The following is a 17,058-nucleotide window of genomic DNA, read 5'->3' on the forward strand; positions in this document are numbered from 1 at the left end:
TTAGGGACGTGAGATGTCCTAAAAGGGTCCTAACTTGGACGGCATGTCCGAGAACAAAAGTCCCCGAAACACCGTGAATGCGGTTGATCCGCGCAGGTGGGCAGCGCTGGCTGTGGTGCTGATCGCCTCGTTCATGGACGCGGTCGACGTCACCGTCGTCCATATGGCCATTCCCCACGTCCAACAGGACATCGGCGCCTCGTCGGCGCAGGTGCAGTGGATCACCGGCGGGTATGCGCTGGCGTTCGCGCTCGGGCTGATCACCGGTGGCCGTCTGGGTGACCTGTTCGGCCGCAAGCGTGTCTTCCTGCTCGGCGTCGTCGGCTTCACCCTCACCTCGCTGGTCTGCGGCGTCGCCGGCGACGCGGAGATGCTGCTGGCCGGGCGCGTCGCGCAGGGCGCGACGGCGGCCCTGATGGTGCCGCAGGTGCTGTCGATCATCCACGTCACCTTCCCTGAGCGGGAGCGCGGCAAGGTCTTCGGCCTCTACGGAGCGGTGATGTCGCTCGGAACGATCGCCGGCCCGCTGGTCAGCGCGCTGCTGGTGCAGGGGGATCTGTTCGGGCTGGGCTGGCGGCCGATCTTCCTGGTCAACCTGCCGCTGGGCATCGCGGGGCTGATCGCCGGCGTCCTGGTGATCAGCAGGTCGCGGGCCGAGCATGCCGCCCGTCTGGACCTGGTCGGGGTGGTGCTGGCGACCATCGGGCTGCTGGCGCTGGTGCTGCCGCTGATCCAGGGCCGTGAGCTGGGCCGGCCTGTCTGGACGTACGTATCGATGGCCGCGTCCGTGCCGGTGCTGGCGCTCTTCGTCGCCTGGGAGCGGCGTCTGCTGCGGCGGGGTAGCTCGCCGCTGGTGGTGCTGTCGCTGTTCGCCCGGCGCAGTTTCGCCGGCGGGCAGGGCGTGCAGATGATGTTCGGTCTCGCCTCGGGGGTGTTCTTCCTGGCCTGGACCCTCTACCTCCAGATGGGGCTGGGCTGGTCGCCGCTGAAGGCGGGGCTGTCGGGGCTGCCGCTGTCGGTGGCGATGATGGCCGGGGCCGGGATGTCCATGCAGGTCCTGGTGCCCCGCTTCGGCCGCGTGGTCTTGCAGGCCGGCGCTTTGCTGGCGGCGGTGGGGATGCTGCTGTTCGCCTGCCTGGCCCAGCACTACGGCAACGCCATCGCGACGTGGCAGGCCATCGTTCCGCTGATCCCGATGGGCCTGGGCATGGGCCTGATCATCGCCCCGCTGACCGACGTGATCCTCTCCGAGGTTCCCCACGAGCACGCCGGCTCCGCATCCGGGCTGACCAGCACCACCGTCCAGCTCGGCCAGGCCGTCGGCGTCGCCCTGTCCTCGGTGGTCTTCTTCGCCCGCCTGGGCCACGGCGCCCCCGCTGCCCAGGCCGCGCAGATGCCGTACGCCTTCACCGGCTCCCTGTGGTACGTGGCGGTCGCGTTTGTCGCCGCGTTCTGCCTGCTGTTCACCCTGCCCCGCACCGTCGGCACCAAGAAGCCGGCTGCGGGCCCGGCCCGGCGGTCCGGGCAGCAGGACGTCACGCTTCCGGTGGCCTGACCAGCCGCGGGCTCCGTGCGGGGTCACTTCTGCGGTCCTGTACGCGGGCCCGCCCGTGGGGGCGAGCCAGGCTCGGCACGAAAGAACCCGTCCTGCGGCACATACCACGTTTGCGGTCGCACGAAAGGAACAATCTTGAGCTCCATGTCTCCCGGCCAGGTCGTCTGGTTCGAGATCGGCACCACCGACCCGAAGGCCGTCACCGGCTTCTACGGTCCCCTCCTCGGGTGGACGTTCGAGGCCGATCCGGATTCCTCCATCGACGGCCGCACCTACACCCGCATCCTCGCCCCCGGCGCACCGTGGCCGATGGGTGCGATCCAGCAGGGCGACATCGGCGACGAGGCCATCAACCTCTCCATCCTCGCCACCGACGTCCACGCCGAGGTGGAGAAGCTCACCGGCCTGGGCGCCACGGTGGTGGTGCCGGCCACCCAGGTGGGCGATGTGACCGTCTTCGCCCGGCTGAAGGATCCGCGCGGCAACCTGTTCTCCCTCTTCTCCCAGTCCACCTCCCAGCGGTTCAAGGAGCGCATCGCCGGGACCGAGGAGTACGTGCAGCAGGCCGCCTGCACCCCGCAGCCCGGCACGATGGCCGGCTTCGAGATCGGCACCACCGATGTGAAGGCCACCACCGACTTCTGCACCCGTGGCTTCGGCTGGCGGTTCGAGAAGGGCGACGCCCTCGGTGACGTGCCCAGCCTGGCCGTCTTCGGGCCCGGCGCCGAGCACCCTGCCGGCCTCTTGTGGGATCACAGCGGCGATCACGGCAGAGCGGCGGATTACCTCATGCCCACCTTCCTGGTCACCAACGCCTGCGCCACCGCCGCAGCAGCGCAGGAGCGAGGCGCACGCGTGGAGCAGCAGCCGCGCTCTGCGCCGGCCGGCCCGGACCGAGCCCGTATCCGCGACCCCCGCGGCAACCTCTTCGGACTCCTGTCCCAGCCCACCCCGCCCACGACCCGCTGAACCCTTTCGGCGCCTCGGCTACTCCTGTCGTGCTCTCGGCCGGAGCGGCCGGGCCCGGGCCGATGACTCACTCACCGCAAAGGAGACAAGAGATGAAGATCGCACTGCTGGGAACGGGTTTCGGGCAGGCGCACGCCGCCGTGTACGCCGCTCGTGGCGACGTGGAGGTGGTGATGTTCGGCCGGGACGCGGCCAAGACCGCAAAGGCCGCAGGCCAGTTCGGGTTCGCCTCCTCGACCGATATGGAGGCCGCGTTCGAGGACGGTTCCTTCGGCCTGGTCGACATCTGCCTGCCGGTCCCCTTGCACGCCCGTTACGTCCTGCGGGCGCTGGAGGCGGGCAAGCACGTGCTGGTCGAGCTGCCGCTGGCCGATGACATCGAGGACGCGAAGCGGGTGGCCGAGGCCGCCGAGCGCAGCGACAAGCACGTGTTCGTCGACATGTTCGAGCGATTCGTACCGGCCAACCAGGCCCTTTTCGACGCGGTGCAGCAGGGCACCTACGGGCGCCTGGAGCACCTGACGTTGTGGAACCTGACCGCGCACCTGTGGCCGGGCGCCTCGCTGGGACTGAAGGTCCTGCCGCTGGAAGCACTGCACAGTGACATGGACATCATCACCCGTACCCTCGGCCTGCCCCAGGTCACCACCGTCACCACCGTGGCACGCGGCGAGGACTCCGGGGCCATCGACATCACCTTCCGCTTCGACGGCGCGGCGGCCCGCAGCTCCGTCTCCTCGCTGATGCCCCAGGCGTGGGGAGCCCGCGGCGGCTACACCGCCACCTTCGAGCACGGCGTCCTGGACGCCACGTCCACGATGGGCTTCGACGGCAAACCCTCCGGCACCGTCACCGCCTACACCGCTGAGGGCGCGCACGAACTCCAGTTGCCGGCCGCCGACCAGTACACCGCCATGATCGGCCACGTACTGGAGGTGGTGCGCGGCGAAGCGGACAACCGGATCGCCCCCGCGAGCGTGCTGGATGCGCTTCAGCTCACCCTCGACCTGGACCGCCAGGTCAACAGCCCCGTCTGAACCCCGTCTCCCGGCCCCCACCGGCCTGTCCGCACGGCCCACGCCCCGGGGGCCGGTGCGGGGGCCGGCCAGACGTACGGACACCGCCCAGCTCCACGGCAACGAGGAAGCCGTCGGGCGGGCCCTGGGCCCTGAGTCTCGATACCGATGCCGGCGTAGGTGAAGGTGGCGGGCAGGCGCTCGGCGAAGCACTTCAGGTGGTCGGAGGCTTCCGCCCCGGCGTGGCTGTCCAGGTTGAGGTTGTGCAGTTCGTCCACCAGCATCAGGCCGGCGTGGACGTGGGCGGCGGTGGCGCAGACGGCGTCCACGATGTCGGTGCGGATGGCCCGCGTCTGGAAGCACAGCCCGAGGAAGCGGGCGGACTCCCTCGCGAGCATCTTCGGCTTCGCGATCGGCCCATCCGGGTCCGGCGCGATCATCTAGTGGGCGGCCTGGCGCAGGCCCACCCTTCAGAGGCGCCGGGTTGCAGCCGTGCGGTCCGGTAGGGGCGGCGTCAGGCGTGTCGAGAACGTCTTTACGCCGAGCAGCCGCGGTACCGCCGTGCCCAGTCGGTGGAGTGTACGGGCCGTAGCAGCTCGACCGCCCTGGCCGCGGTTTTTGATCTCTCCGGCAGTGGGAAGACCGTGACGGTCCGGCGTGGCATCCGGCCGGGGGCGGGGAGATGGCCCCAGGACGCCGGTGCTCGCCAGGTCGTCGTCCTGTGTGCTGTTGGCCGTCCCCGCTCCGTTGTTTCGCGCAGCGTTGTTCCATGCACCGTTTTTGTCCTGTCCAGGGCCGCGGAGGGTGGTCTCCGCGTGAACGGCTGTCGCGCACCGGCGGGTTGCCGAAACCACACCCCCCCTCGCACAACCATTCGGTGGTGTTGGTGTGTCATGTGAGGGACGGGCACACGTCGGTGGGCTCATGAGTACGGAACAGGGGCGGGAACACACCCATGACGCAGAACAACCGGATATCCCGGCGCGCCCGTGGCGCGCTCACCATGGCGACGGCCGCGGGAGTCCTCGCGCCGCTCGCCGCCGTGGCGGCACCGGCCGCCGCCGCGCCCGCGGCTCCCAAAGTGGTCTGCACCTCGGCCAAGGCGGGGCTGGCCGCGAAACTGACCAAAGACATCACCTCGGCGCTGCGCAACCGGCGCGCCACCACGGCCATCGCTTTTGAGGATCCTGCCACCAAGACCTCCTGTTTCTTGCGCAAGGACAGCAAGTTCGACTCCGCGAGCGTGGTGAAGGCGACGGTCCTGGCCACGCTGCTGTGGGACGCCAAGAAGCACAACCGTCACCTGACGGCCCGTGAGGCCAAGCTCGCCAAGGCCATGATCACCCAGTCGGACAACGCCTCCACCAGCGCCCTGTGGCGGCAGCTCGGCGTCTCCAAGGTCAAGGGGTTCCTCGCGGCGGCCAAGATGACGCGGACCGTGCCCGGCAGCGGCGGCTACTGGGGTCTCACCCAGATCACCGCCGGTGACGAGCAGAAGCTGCTGAGGCTGCTGACCAACCGCAACGCGGTGCTCAGCGACAGCTCCCGCAAGTACGCCCTGGACCTCATGGGGAAGGTCGTGACCTCGCAGCGCTGGGGCACCTCGGCCGGCGCTCCGCGCGCGGTCAAGGTCCAGGTCAAGAACGGCTGGCTGCCGCGCGCCACGCACGGCTGGCGGGTGCACAGCATCGGCGCGTTCACGGGTCCCGGGCGCAACTACACGATGGCCGTGCTCACGCACGACAACCGCACCATGAACGACGGTGTGGCCACCATCCAGGCCGTGGCCCGCGCGATCCACAACGACATCAACCCGCGGGGCCTGGCGCCCTCGTACAGCCCGACGACGGCTCCGCAGGAGGTCGTGCCGCCGATGCCCCGGTCCTGATCCGGCGCGGACGCGCACAGCCCCTGCCCCTGCCCCCCTCCGCCTCTGATGATGAGGGCGAGGGTGAGGGTGAGGGTGAGGGTGGGGGTGGTGTCGGCCTTGGCGGCCTGTTGTGGTCGTCGGGGCCGATGTCGTGTTCGGGGAGGTTTTCGGTGCCGTGGTTCGCGGCCGAGCCGATGCCGATGCCGGTACTGATGCCCGTACCGATGCCGGTACCGATGCCCGTACGGACGCCGGTACCGCGGCCCGGCTCAGTCCCCCAGGGGCCGCGCACGGCATGAGGGGTGCTCAGGGGGTACGGATGTGCGGTCCTTCCCCGGCGTCCGAGGGAGCGTCGGGCCGCAGGAAGCGGCGGAGGGTCAGGCGGAGGGTGGGGAGCTGGTCCGCCGGGCTGAAGGACGGATCGGTCGCGGCGCCGGTGTAGAGGGCGGCGATCAGAGCCATGATCCACGCCGCGGTGGCGTCCGGGTCCAGGCCGGGGTCGATCCGGCCCGCCGCTGCCGCGTTCCGCAGCAGGGCGGTGATGGTGGACCGTTCTTCCTCGTTGTCGCGGCTCAGCAGCGCTTCGAGTTCGGGGTCGCGGTAGGTCTGGATCATCGCCTCCATGACGAGGGCGGGGACCAGTGGCTCCGCGGCGGGGGCGGCGAGAAGGTCCACGGTCTCGAAGAGGGCGGTCCACGGGTCCTCGGCGGTACGGGCGGCGGCGAGACGCTCGGCCTTGGTGGTGCCGTCGTGTCCGTCGTCCTCGAAGACGGCGTGGAAGATGGCGCGCTTGTTGGGGAAGTAGTGGAACAGGTTGCCGGCGCTCATGCCGGCGGCCTTGCAGATCTCTGCCGTGGTGGTGCGTTCGAACCCCTTGGCGGCGAAGAGCTGGGCCGCGGTGTTGATGATGTGCCGGCGCCGCGCTCGGTGCTTGGCAGGGTCGACCGTCCTCATCCGGGCTCCTTCTGGTCGTTCCCGAGTTCTCCTGGTCTGCTGTCTCAATAATAGACCGAGCGCTCGGTCTATTATTGAGCTCAGAAGTCGGAAGAGGATTGAGGGGGACATGGATACGCGTACGAAGCGCGACCGGGAGCGGCTTTCACGGGACGGCCGGCTCACCGTGCTCGGCGAGTCGGCCTGGGGCACGGCGGGCGTCTACATCGTCTTCGTGCTCGCGGGAGCGGGAGCCGGCCGGCTCATCGGCATCCTGGCCGACTGGCTCGTGACGCTGCCCTCGGCGCCGTTGCGGGGGCCGGCCGAGCTCGTGGCCTCGATTCCCGGTGTGCTGCCGCCCGTCGCGGGCGCGGTGGCGGGGCTGGCCCTCGGGCTCGTCGCCCAGCACGACCAACTGGTGACCCGCCTGTCCGATGAGCATGTCGTGTTCCTGCGCAAGGGCCGGGAGCGGGAGTTCTCGCGGGACGCCGTCGCCGCCGTGTTCCGGGACGGCAAGCAACTGGTCCTGCTCGGTCATGACGGTGGCGAACTCACCCGGCAGGAGTGCGGCCTGGACGTCGGCCGTGTTGCCGACGCCTTCGCCGGACACGGGTACGTATGGGTGGAGGCCGATCCGTATGAGAACGAGTTCCGCCGCTGGGTTCCAGGCACCCCCGGGCTTCCGAAGGGTGCGGACGCCCTCCTCAAGGCCCGCCAGGGGGCGCTGGAGAAGAAGGGTTTCTCCGATGACGAGGTTCAGGAGCTCCGTGAGGAACTGGCCCGTCTCGGCGTCGTCGTGAAGGACGGGAAACGGCGTCAGTACTGGAGAACCGTCCGGCGGGCAGAGCCGGAAGGGCGGGATTGACGGAAATGGCGGGAATGACGGTGACGCGGGACCGTACGGCGGGGAGGCCGGGGCCTGCTCGGTGAGACCGGGCTCCTGCGGCCGGTTCACGGCCGCAGCAGCCCGGCCGGAGCGTGCGGACGCCCGCGAGTACGCAACTCGCGGGCGTCCGTTCGCGTATGAGCGTCAGGCCGTCAGGCCAGCGTCGCCAGCGCCTGGTTGAAGGTCGCCGACGGGCGCATGACCGCCGCGGCCTTGGCCGGGTCGGGCTGGTAGTAGCCGCCGATGTCGGCCGGCGAGCCCTGTACCGCGATCAGCTCGTCGACGATCGTCTGCTCCTGCTCGCCCAGCGTCCGGGCCAGCTCGGCGAACGCCTCGGCGAGCTGGGTGTCCTCGGTCTGCTTGGCCAGCTCCTGCGCCCAGTACAGGGCCAGGTAGAAGTGGCTGCCGCGGTTGTCGATGCCGCCCAGGCGACGGCTGGGCGACTTGTCGTTCTCCAGGAACGTGGCCGTGGCACGGTCCAGGGTGTCCGCGAGCACCTGGGCGCGCGCGTTGCCCTTGGTCTGCGCCAGGTGCTCGAAGCTGACCGCCAGCGCCAGGAACTCACCCAGGCTGTCCCAGCGCAGGTAGTTCTCCTTGACGAGCTGCTGTACGTGCTTGGGCGCCGAGCCGCCGGCACCGGTCTCGAACAGACCGCCGCCGTTCATGAGCGGGACGACCGAGAGCATCTTGGCGCTGGTGCCCAGCTCCAGGATCGGGAACAGGTCGGTCAGGTAGTCACGCAGGACGTTGCCGGTGACCGAGATCGTGTTCTCGCCGCGGCGGATGCGCTCCAGGGAGAACGCGGTCGCCTCGACCGGCGACATGATCTTGATCTCCAGGCCCTCGGTGTCGTGCTCGGGCAGGTACTGCTTGACCTTCTCGATGAGCTGGGCGTCGTGCGCGCGGTTCTCGTCCAGCCAGAACACCGCCGGGTCGCCGGTGGCGCGGGCGCGGGTGACGGCGAGCTTGACCCAGTCCCTGATCGGGGCGTCCTTGGTCTGGCAGGCGCGGAAGATGTCACCGGCGGAGACGGCCTGCTCCAGGACGGCGTTCCCGGCCGCGTCGACCAGGCGGACCGTGCCGGTCGTGGGGATCTCGAAGGTCTTGTCGTGGCTGCCGTACTCCTCGGCCTTCTGCGCCATCAGGCCGACGTTGGGGACCGAGCCCATCGTCGCCGGGTCGAAGGCGCCGTTGGCGCGGCAGTCCTCGATGACGGTCTGGTAGACGCCGGAGTAGCTGCTGTCCGGCAGGACGGCGAGGGTGTCGGCCTCCTGGCCGTCCGGGCCCCACATGTGACCGGAGGTGCGGATCATCGCCGGCATCGAGGCGTCGACGATCACGTCGGACGGCACGTGCAGGTTGGTGATGCCGCGGTCGGAGTCGACCATCGCCAGCTCGGGGCCCTCGGCCAGCTCGGCGTCGAAGGACGCCTTGATCTCGGCGCCCTCGGGCAGCGACTCCAGGCCCTTGTAGATGCCGCCCAGACCGTCGTTCGGGGTCAGGCCGGCCGCGGCGAGGGTCTCGCCGTACTTCGCGAACGTCTTGGGGAAGAAGGCGCGCACCACGTGACCGAAGATGATCGGGTCGGAGACCTTCATCATCGTGGCCTTGAGGTGTACGGAGAACAGCACGCCCTCGGCCTTGGCGCGGGCGATCTGCGCCGAGAGGAACTCGCGCAGCGCGGCCACGCGCATCACGGAGGCGTCCACGACCTCGCCCGCCAGGACGGGGACGGACTCCCGCAGCACGGTGGTGGAGCCGTCGTCGCCCTTGAGCTCGATACGCAGCGAGCCGGCCTCGGAGATCACGGCGGACTTCTCGGTGGAACGGAAGTCGTCCACGCCCATGGTCGCCACGTTCGTCTTGGACTCGGGGGTCCACTTGCCCATGCGGTGCGGGTGGGCCTTGGCGTAGTTCTTGACCGAGGCGGGGGCGCGGCGGTCGGAGTTGCCCTCGCGCAGGACCGGGTTGACGGCGCTGCCCTTGACCTTGTCGTAACGGGCGCGGATGTCGCGCTCCTCGTCGGTCTTGGGGTCGTCCGGGTACGCGGGCAGTGCGTAGCCCTGCTCCTGGAGCTCCGCGATCGCGGCCTTGAGCTGCGGGATCGAGGCCGAGATGTTCGGCAGCTTGATGATGTTGGCCTCGGGCGTCCTGGCCAGCTCACCGAGCTCGGCGAGCGCGTCGGGAATGCGCTGCCCCTCCTGGAGGAACTCCGGGAAGTGGGCGATGATCCGCCCGGCCAGCGAGATGTCACGAGTCTCCACAGTGACACCGGCCTGCGACGCGTACGCCTGGACCACCGGCAAGAACGAATACGTCGCCAGGGCCGGGGCCTCGTCAGTGTGCGTGTAGATGATGGTCGAGTCAGTCACCGGGTGCTCCGCTCCACGTCTGCAACATTGCTCGACATCAAGATATCTCGTGATCGCACCCCTCTCGACAGGGCCCCGTACCGGTCCGGTGGCCGGGTCACCGCCTGAGCGATCACCGCCCGTGTGATCGCCACTCGCGCGATCACACGGGCGGCGGCGCGTCGGGGATCTCGCCGAGGACCTCCGCGAGGGCGGCGGCGAACCGGTCGGTGGTGGCCCGGTCCCGGACCGCCAGCCGCAGCCACCCGGGTCCCAGCCCGGGGAAGGTGTCCCCGCGCCGGACCGCGAAACCCAGCCCGCGCAGCCGCTCCCGTACGGCGGCGGCACGGGGCAGCCGGACCAGCACGAACGGGCCCGCGGCCGGCTCCACGGCCCGTACGTCTGCGAACCCGCCCAGCCGCGCCAGAAGGTACCCGCGGTCCTCGGCGATCACCTCCGCCGCCTGTGCCGCCTCCGCCAGCGCGGCCGGGCCGCAGCACGCCTCGGCGGCGGCCAGCGCGGGGGAGGAGACCGGCCACAGCGGCTGGGCCCGCTCCAGCTCCGCCACCGTCCCGGGCTCGGCCAGCACGTACCCCACCCGCAGCCCCGCCAGCCCCCAGGTCTTGGTGAGGCTGCGCAGTACGACCAGGCCCGGCAGGTCCGTACGCGAGGCCAGCGACGCGTGCTCGCCCGGCACCGCGTCCATGAACGCCTCGTCCACCACCAGCGTCCGGCCCGGACGCGCCAGCCCCGCGATCTCCTCGGCCGGGTGCAGGACGGAGGTGGGGTTGGTCGGATTGCCGATGACGACCAGATCGGCGTCCTCGGGGACGGCACCGGCGGCCAGCCGGAAGCCGTCCCGCTCCTTGAGCAGCACCCGTTCCACGCTGTGACCGGCGTCCCGCAGCGCCGCCTCGGGCTCGGTGAACTGCGGGTGCACCACGACCGGCCGGCGTGCCCGTACGGCCCGGGCGATCAGTACGAACGCCTCCGCCGCGCCCGCCGTCAGCAGCACCCGCTCGACGGGCAGGCCGTGCCGGGCCGCGACCGCCCGGCGGGCCGCCCGGCCGTCGGGGTAGGCCGCCAGCCCGTCCAGCGAGGCGGCGATCCGGGCCTTGAGCCAGGCCGGGGGCGTCCCGGTACGGACATTGACCGCCAGGTCGGTCAGGTCGGCCAGGACGCCGTTCCCGTCGCGGACCTCGGCGTCGCCGTGGTGCCGCAGGTCCGGCTCGTGGGGCTCGCCGGCCGAAGGATGTGACGTGGCTGATGTGGTGGACATGGGTGCCTTGCCGGTGGTGATGGAGAGAGTTGGAGAAGTGGGGGAAGTGGGGGAAGTGGGGGAAGTGGGGGGAATCGGAAGAATCGGGGATGTGCAGGGGCTGGGGTCGGCGTCGTGGGTGGCTGTGGGGAGGGCCGGGTGCGGGCGGCGGCGGGCGACGGCACAGGTCGCCCTGGCCGCGCGCCCTGGAGGCGCCGACTTGCGCTTGGGAACCAGCAGTACGGCTCCGGGCCCCGCGGCCGTCAGGGCGGCGGCCTCCGCCACGCTCGGTGTCCCCACGGCGTCCGCCGCCGCCCGGGAGGGATGGGGAACGCCCACCTTGGCCAGCGCCCCTGCCCCGTACGACCGCAGCGGCACCCCCAGCCGCGCCGCCGCCGCGACCAGGCCCGGCTCCGCCGCCTTGCCCTCCACCGTCGCCAGCACGGCGACCGAGCCCGGCGTCAGACCCGCCGCCGCGAGCGTCTCCTCGACCAGGCCCAGCACCTCCGCCGCTGACACGCCCCGGCCGGCCCCGACCCCGACCGCGACCTCGGCCTCGGCCTCGGCCTCGGGACCGGTCTCCGCGGAGCCCCCGGATCCTGCCGCGGCCCCGGCACCGTACGGGCCGGACCTCACGGCCGGAACCCCGCCGGCCCCCGGTACCGGACATGCGGAACCGCCGGACGGTCAGTAAGCAGGTGACAGGGGAGCCGGGACCCGGGCCACGGGAAACGGCATCCGGACCGCGGGACAAAGGATCCGGACCACGGGAAGGAGGTGGGAGCGTGCCGGTGGCCATCGCACTGGGCGCGTTCTTGATGACGCTCTTCGGCGGCTGGGTCGCCCATCGCGTCACCGACCGCAGGCATCTGATCCTGGGCCTGGCCGGCGGGCTGATGCTGGGCGTGGTGGGCCTGGACCTGCTGCCCGAGGCGCTGGACGCCGCCGGGCAGACCGTCTTCGGCGTGCCCGCCGCGCTGCTCTGCTTCGTCCTGGGCTTCCTGGCCGCGCACGCGCTGGAACGGCTGCTGGCCGTCCGCAAGGCCGCCCACGGCATGGACCCGCACCAACGGGCGCCGCAGGTCGGGCTGACGGCGGCGGTCGCGCTGGTGGTGCACAGCATGATGGACGGCTTCGCGATCGGTCTGTCCTACCAGGTGGGCCGGGACATGGCGGTGGCGGTGGCGCTCGCCGTCATCGCCCACGACTTCGCGGACGGCTTCAACACGTACACGATCACCAGCCTGTACGGGAACGCCCGGCACCGGGCGCTGCTGATGCTCGGCGCGGACGCGCTGGCGCCGGTCGCCGGTGCCGCCGCGACCCTGCTGTTCACCCTTCCGGAGCAGCCACTCGGCCTCTACCTGGGTTTCTTCGGCGGGGTGCTGCTCTACCTGGCGACCTCCGACATCCTGCCGGAGGCCCACCACGACCATCCGGCGCTGTCCACGCTGGGCTGCACGGCGGCAGGCGTGGGCTTCATATGGCTGGTGGTCGGCTTCTCCGAGTGAGGTGTACGAGTACGCGTACGCGCCGGGTCGGCCGCATGAGCCGTACGAGGCGCGTGAGCCGTACGAGCCGGATGGGCCGGGCCGGCCGTCGGCCCGGTCACGCACGGCGGGTTCCCGGCGTTCCAGCGGTTCCCGGCGTCCCGACGGCTCGGGCGCCGGCCACCAGCCGCCACGCCAGGGACGGTTCGGCGGCCCAGTGGACGTGCAGGTACGAGGCGTGCACGCCGCCGCGTACGAATCCCTCGACCCCGCGCCGTGGATGTGTCACGCCCCAGGCGGGCCGCTCACCCGCGCCCGGCTCCAGCACCGTCCGGTGGAACTCGTGCCCGCGCACCCGCGTCCCGGCCACGGCCAGCGCGCTGTCGTGCAGGGCCACCGCCTCCCGGTAGCCGAGCGTGAGCCGGTCGGACATCCGGGCCTCGGCCGGGAGCACCCCGCACATGGGCTTGCCGTCCAGCGACCGGGACAGGTACAGCAGCCCCGCGCACTCGGCGGCGACCGGCGCCCCCGACTCCGCCAGGGCCGCCACGGCCGCGCGCAGCGGCTCGTTCGCGGACAGCTCCGGCGCGTACACCTCGGGGAAGCCGCCGCCGATCACCAGCGCACGGGTGCCGGCCGGCAGCCGCTCGTCGCGCAGCGGGTCGAACACGGCCACCTCCGCGCCGGCGGCGGTCAGCAGTTCGGCGTGCTCGGCGTAGGAGAAGGTGAACGCGGCACCGCCCGCCACGGCGATCACCGGCTTGTCCGCGCCGGGGTCCGGGCCCGTCCCATATGCGCCGGGGTCCGTCTGATCCATGACGGGGTGCCCGTCCCTGCCCCGGTCCCCGGCGCTCGGCGGCGCCGGGTCCCAGGCCGGGCCGGTCAGCGGGGGAGCGCTGCGGGCCAGCGACAGCAGCGCCTCCAGGTCGCAGCCTTCGCGGACCTGCTCGGCCAGGGCCCGTACGGACTCCACGGCCTCCGCCTGCCGCTCGGCGACCGGGACCAGGCCCAGGTGCCGGGAGGGCGTACGGACCTGGCGGGCACGCCGCAGCGCCCCCAGGACCGGGACGCCCGAGGCGTCCAGCGCCTCCCGCAGCAGCTCCTCGTGCCGGTCCGAGCCGACCTTGTTCAAGATCACTCCGGCCAGCCGTACCTCCGGGTCCCAGGACGCGAAGCCGTGCACCAGCGCCGCCACCGACCGCGACTGCGAGGAGGCGTCCACGACCAGGACCACCGGCGCCCGCAGCAGCTTGGCGACCTGCGCGGTGGACCCCAGCTCGCCCTGCCCCGCGGCCCCGTCGTACAGCCCCATCACGCCCTCGACGACCGCCAGGTCCGCGCCCGCCGCGCCGTGCAGGAACAGCGGGGCGACGCGGCCGGGACCGCACAGGTAGGCGTCCAGGTTGCGCCCGGGGCGGCCGGTGGCCAGGGAGTGGTAACCCGGGTCGATGTAGTCGGGGCCCACCTTGTGCGGGGAGACCGCCAGGCCCAGGCGGGCGAAGGCGGCCATCAGGCCGGTGGCGACGGTCGTCTTGCCGCTGCCCGAGGAGGGCGCGGCGATGACCAGCCGCGGCACCGCGACCGCCGCAGCGGCGGCCGAGGACCCCTGGGACGTACCGGGCGCGCCGGATGCAGTGCTCAAGAAACGCCCACCTGAGCCGTACGAGGACACACGCCCACCTGAGCCGTACGAGGACACACGCCCACCTGAGCCGTACGAGAACACACGCTGACCTGAGCCGCAGGAGAAGGAGCGCTCACCACTCGATGCCCCGCTGGCCCTTCTGGCCCGTGTCCATCGGGTGCTTGACCTTGGACATGTCGGTGACCAGGTCGGCGAAGTCGACCAGCTCCTGCGGGGCGTTGCGGCCCGTGATGACCACGTGCTGGGTCCCCGGGCGGTCCCGCAGCACCGAGACGACCTCGCTCGCGTCCACCCAGCCCCAGTGCATCGGGTAGGCGAACTCGTCCAGTACGTACAGCTTGTACGTCTCGGCGGCGAGGTCCCGTTTGACCTGCTCCCAGCCCTCGCGCGCCGCCTCCTCACTGGAGGCCAGGTCGCGCTGCACCCAGGACCAGCCCTCGCCCATCTTGTGCCAGGCGACGGTGCCGCCCTCGCCGGAGTCGCCCAGGACGCGCAGCGCCCGCTCCTCGCCGACCTTCCACTTCGCCGACTTCACGAACTGGAACACCCCGACCGGCCAGCCCTGGTTCCAGGCCCGCAGCGCCAGCCCGAAGGCGGCGGTGGACTTGCCCTTGCCGACGCCGGTGTGGACCAGGACCAGCGGGCGGTTGCGCCGCTGGCGCGTGGTGAGCCCGTCGTCCGGTACGACGGACGGCTGTCCCTGTGGCATTACGCGACCCTCCGGGTGTCTTGAGCGTTCCGTACATGCGCTGCGTTGCGTGCGTGCTCTGCGGTACGTGCGTGCGCTGCGTTCGTTGTGTGTTCCACGTTGCGTGCGTGTTCCGCGTGCCGTGTCCGGCGGGTCCGCGACGCCTCCGGGCCGCGGTGTGCGTCGCGTACGTCGCGGACCTGCCGTACGTCCCGTACGAGCGCCGAGACGCTGTCCGCGCGCAGTTCCTCCAGCGTGACGGCGGTGGCCCCCAGGTCGCGGGCCAGTTCGCCCGCGAGCCCGAGCCGTACCGGCCCGCTCTCGCAGTCCACGACCACCGACGCGACACCGTCCCCGGCCAGCAGCCGGGCCGCCCGCGAGGACCGCTGGAGCGGCTCCCGGCCGCCGGTCGCCCGGCCGTCGGTGACGACCACCAGCAGCGGGCGGCGCGAGGGGTCCCGCATCCGCTCGACCCGCAGCACCTCGTGGGCCTTGAGCAGGCCCTCGGACAGCGGCGTACGGCCGCCGGTGGGCAGCTTCTCCAGCCGGGCCGCGCCCGCCTCCACCGATGAGGTCGGCGGCAGCGTCAGCTCCGCACCCGTACCGCGGAAGGTGATCAGCCCGACCTTGTCGCGCCGCTGGTAGGCGTCCAGGAGCAGCGAGAGCACCGCGCCCTTGACCGCGCTCATGCGCTGCCGCGCGGCCATCGACCCGGAGGCGTCCACGACGAAGAGGACGAGGTTGCCCTCGCGGCCCTCGCGCACCGCCTCGCGCAGATCGTCCCGGCGCAGGACCAGGCCGCTGCCGGCCCGTCCGCGCGCCCGCTGGTGCGGGGCGGCGGCCTGGACGGTGGCCGCCAGGTGCAGTTTGCCCAGCGCGCCCCGGGGGCGGCGGGCGCCGGTGGTGCGGCCGTGTGCCGTACGGGCCCGGGAGCGGCGGCCGTCGGCGCCCTCGCCCAGGCCCGGCACGTCCAGCCGCCGGGTCCTGAACGGCTCGGCCGCGCCGACGGCGGCCTTCTCACCGCCCCGGCCGTCCTGGCTGTCCGCGCCGGCCTGGCCGGCGTCCTCGGGGCGGCCGGAGCGGGCCTGCGGGCCATCCGGCGCCGGAGCGCGGTCGGGCCCGGACGCGGGCGGCTGTTCGGGGAGCTGCGGCCGGTCGTGCGGGGGCCGCGCATCCTCGCCGGGTGCCCCGTCCGTACCGCCGTCACCGTCCTGCGGCGGCTGTCCGCCGCCCGGTCCGCCGGGCCCGTCCGGACCGTCGCCGTCCGGGTCCGGCTCCGGGCCGTCGTCCTCGTCCTGGTCCGCGGCGAACTCCTCCAGCGTCCGGTCGAGCTTGTCCTCGTCCAGGCCGGGGGCGTCGAAGGGATTGCGCCGGCGGCGGTGCGGGAGGGCCAGCAGCGCGGCCTGCCGTACGTCCTCCTCGCGGACCTCCGTACGGCCCGCCCACGCCGCCAGCGCGCAGGCGGTGCGCGCCATCACGATGTCGGCGCGCATGCCGTCCACCTCGAACGCGGCACAGACCGCGGCGATCTGACGCAGCGCGGCGTCGCCGAGCACCACGGACGGCAGCAGGGCGCGGGCGGCGGCGATACGGTCCCGCAGCGCCTCTTCCTCCGTGGCCCAGCGCGCGGCGAAGCCGGCCGGGTCGGCGTCGTAGTCCAGCCGGCGCCGTACGACCTGGACCCGCTGGTCCGGCTCGCGGGAGGCCGCGACCTCCACCGTCAGGCCGAAGCGGTCCAGCAACTGCGGGCGCAGCTCACCCTCTTCGGGGTTCATCGTCCCCACCAGCAGGAAGCGCGCCGCGTGCCGTACGGAGACGCCTTCGCGCTCCACGTAGGAGGCGCCCATGGCGGCGGCGTCCAACAAGGAGTCCACGAGGTGGTCATGGAGCAGATTGACCTCGTCGACGTACAGCACGCCGCGGTGCGCTTCCGCCAGCAGGCCCGGCTCGAAGGCCTTCACGCCCTCCGACAGCGCTCGCTCGATGTCCAGCGCGCCGACGAGCCGGTCCTCGGACGCGCCGATGGGGAGTTCGACCATTTTGGCGGGGCGCTCGACGCCGGCACCTGTCTGCTCGTGCGGCCCGTCCGGGCAGCCAGGGTCCGGCGCGGCCGGGGCGCAGGAGAAACGGCAGCCGGGCACGACGTCGACGTGCGGCAGCAGCGAGGCGAGCGCCCGGACGGCGGTGCTCTTGGCGGTGCCTTTCTCGCCGCGGACGAGCACGCCGCCCACGGCCGGTGAGACCGCGTTCAGCAGCAGCGCCAGCCGCAGGTCGTCCATGCCGACGATCGCGGTGAAGGGGTAGGGGTTGGTCACGTGCCGATCACTCCTTCGAGTGGCTTGCGAAGACTGCCGGCCGAACTACGGGCGCCGGGGAGCGATCTCGCAGCCTCGGCTC

13 protein-coding genes are annotated in these 17,058 nt (G+C 72.2%); 6 read left to right on the forward strand and 7 right to left on the reverse strand.

Features of this window, described 5'->3' with window-relative positions; translation table 11 throughout:
* Positions 1 to 43 precede the first annotated feature (43 nt).
* The 3 genes from KGS77_RS28755 (at position 44) to KGS77_RS28765 (ending at position 3,561) form a co-directional block, all read left to right on the forward strand.
* Positions 44 to 1,555, forward strand: a complete 1,512-nt coding sequence (locus KGS77_RS28755; RefSeq protein ID WP_242586062.1) for an MFS transporter — start codon at positions 44 to 46, stop codon at positions 1,553 to 1,555.
* Between the two features lie 144 nt (positions 1,556 to 1,699).
* Positions 1,700 to 2,524 (forward strand): VOC family protein, encoded by an 825-nt coding sequence (locus KGS77_RS28760; RefSeq protein WP_242587749.1) that lies wholly within the window; start codon positions 1,700 to 1,702, stop codon positions 2,522 to 2,524.
* Between the two features lie 92 nt (positions 2,525 to 2,616).
* A complete protein-coding gene (locus KGS77_RS28765) occupies positions 2,617 to 3,561 on the forward strand; it encodes a Gfo/Idh/MocA family oxidoreductase (protein WP_242586063.1) in 945 nt (314 codons plus the stop codon).
* On the opposite strand, the gene KGS77_RS28770 is transcribed toward KGS77_RS28765, so the two are convergent.
* Positions 3,516 to 3,938, reverse strand: a complete 423-nt coding sequence (locus KGS77_RS28770; RefSeq protein WP_242586064.1) for a hypothetical protein — start codon at positions 3,936 to 3,938, stop codon at positions 3,516 to 3,518. The two genes, KGS77_RS28765 and KGS77_RS28770, sit on opposite strands and share 46 nt — an antisense overlap.
* Before the next feature lie 557 nt (positions 3,939 to 4,495).
* On the opposite strand from KGS77_RS28770, the gene KGS77_RS28775 reads away from it, so the two are divergent.
* A complete protein-coding gene (locus KGS77_RS28775) occupies positions 4,496 to 5,428 on the forward strand; it encodes a serine hydrolase (RefSeq protein WP_242586065.1) in 933 nt (310 codons plus the stop codon).
* 288 nt (positions 5,429 to 5,716) lie between these two features.
* Here the strand turns inward: KGS77_RS28775 and KGS77_RS28780 are convergent, their stop codons facing one another.
* Entirely contained in the window at positions 5,717 to 6,364 is a 648-nt protein-coding gene (locus KGS77_RS28780; RefSeq protein WP_242586066.1) for a TetR/AcrR family transcriptional regulator, read from the reverse strand.
* 109 nt (positions 6,365 to 6,473) lie between these two features.
* Here KGS77_RS28780 and KGS77_RS28785 point away from each other — a divergent pair, with 109 nt between their 5' ends.
* The gene (locus KGS77_RS28785; protein ID WP_242586067.1) at positions 6,474 to 7,208 is read left to right on the forward strand and encodes a hypothetical protein; all 735 of its coding nucleotides are present in this window, start codon (positions 6,474 to 6,476) and stop codon (positions 7,206 to 7,208) included.
* A 173-nt stretch (positions 7,209 to 7,381) separates the two neighbouring features.
* Here KGS77_RS28785 and KGS77_RS28790 read toward each other — a convergent pair whose 3' ends face one another.
* Positions 7,382 to 9,601 carry an NADP-dependent isocitrate dehydrogenase gene (locus tag KGS77_RS28790; RefSeq protein ID WP_242586068.1) on the reverse strand — a complete coding sequence of 740 codons (2,220 nt, stop codon included), beginning with the start codon at positions 9,599 to 9,601 and terminating at the stop codon, positions 7,382 to 7,384.
* A 142-nt stretch (positions 9,602 to 9,743) separates the two neighbouring features.
* Entirely contained in the window at positions 9,744 to 11,474 is a 1,731-nt protein-coding gene (cobC, locus tag KGS77_RS28795) for an Rv2231c family pyridoxal phosphate-dependent protein CobC (RefSeq protein ID WP_277994279.1), read from the reverse strand.
* 149 nt (positions 11,475 to 11,623) lie between these two features.
* On the opposite strand from cobC, the gene KGS77_RS28800 reads away from it, so the two are divergent.
* Positions 11,624 to 12,349, forward strand: coding sequence for a ZIP family metal transporter (locus tag KGS77_RS28800; RefSeq protein ID WP_242586069.1), 726 nt, complete (start codon positions 11,624 to 11,626; stop codon positions 12,347 to 12,349).
* A 97-nt stretch (positions 12,350 to 12,446) separates the two neighbouring features.
* Here the strand turns inward: KGS77_RS28800 and KGS77_RS28805 are convergent, their stop codons facing one another.
* From KGS77_RS28805 to KGS77_RS28815, 3 genes are all read right to left on the reverse strand, one after another.
* Positions 12,447 to 13,904, reverse strand: a complete 1,458-nt coding sequence (locus tag KGS77_RS28805; protein ID WP_242587751.1) for a cobyrinate a,c-diamide synthase — start codon at positions 13,902 to 13,904, stop codon at positions 12,447 to 12,449.
* Between the two features lie 181 nt (positions 13,905 to 14,085).
* Positions 14,086 to 14,682, reverse strand: coding sequence for a cob(I)yrinic acid a,c-diamide adenosyltransferase (gene cobO, locus KGS77_RS28810; RefSeq protein ID WP_242586070.1), 597 nt, complete (start codon positions 14,680 to 14,682; stop codon positions 14,086 to 14,088).
* Entirely contained in the window at positions 14,682 to 16,976 is a 2,295-nt protein-coding gene (locus tag KGS77_RS28815; RefSeq protein WP_242586071.1) for a putative cobaltochelatase, read from the reverse strand. Before KGS77_RS28815 ends, cobO begins: the two co-directional genes overlap by 1 nt.
* Positions 16,977 to 17,058 lie beyond the last annotated feature (82 nt).

Origin of the sequence: Streptomyces sp. MST-110588 (assembly GCF_022695595.1) — a bacterium.
Taxonomy (GTDB): Bacteria; Actinomycetota; Actinomycetes; order Streptomycetales; family Streptomycetaceae; genus Streptomyces.

What these genes read in the sequence shown, in the direction of transcription:
- KGS77_RS28755 (WP_242586062.1), top strand. Translation starts at nt 44, where the DNA reads ATGTCCGAGAACAAAAGTCCCCGAAACACCGTGAATGCGGTTGATCCG.
- KGS77_RS28760 (WP_242587749.1), top strand. Translation starts at nt 1,700, where the DNA reads ATGTCTCCCGGCCAGGTCGTCTGGTTCGAGATCGGCACCACCGACCCG.
- KGS77_RS28765 (WP_242586063.1), top strand. Translation starts at nt 2,617, where the DNA reads ATGAAGATCGCACTGCTGGGAACGGGTTTCGGGCAGGCGCACGCCGCC.
- KGS77_RS28770 (WP_242586064.1), bottom strand. Translation starts at nt 3,938, where the DNA reads ATGCTCGCGAGGGAGTCCGCCCGCTTCCTCGGGCTGTGCTTCCAGACG.
- KGS77_RS28775 (WP_242586065.1), top strand. Translation starts at nt 4,496, where the DNA reads ATGACGCAGAACAACCGGATATCCCGGCGCGCCCGTGGCGCGCTCACC.
- KGS77_RS28780 (WP_242586066.1), bottom strand. Translation starts at nt 6,364, where the DNA reads ATGAGGACGGTCGACCCTGCCAAGCACCGAGCGCGGCGCCGGCACATC.
- KGS77_RS28785 (WP_242586067.1), top strand. Translation starts at nt 6,474, where the DNA reads ATGGATACGCGTACGAAGCGCGACCGGGAGCGGCTTTCACGGGACGGC.
- cobO (WP_242586070.1), bottom strand. Translation starts at nt 14,682, where the DNA reads ATGCCACAGGGACAGCCGTCCGTCGTACCGGACGACGGGCTCACCACG.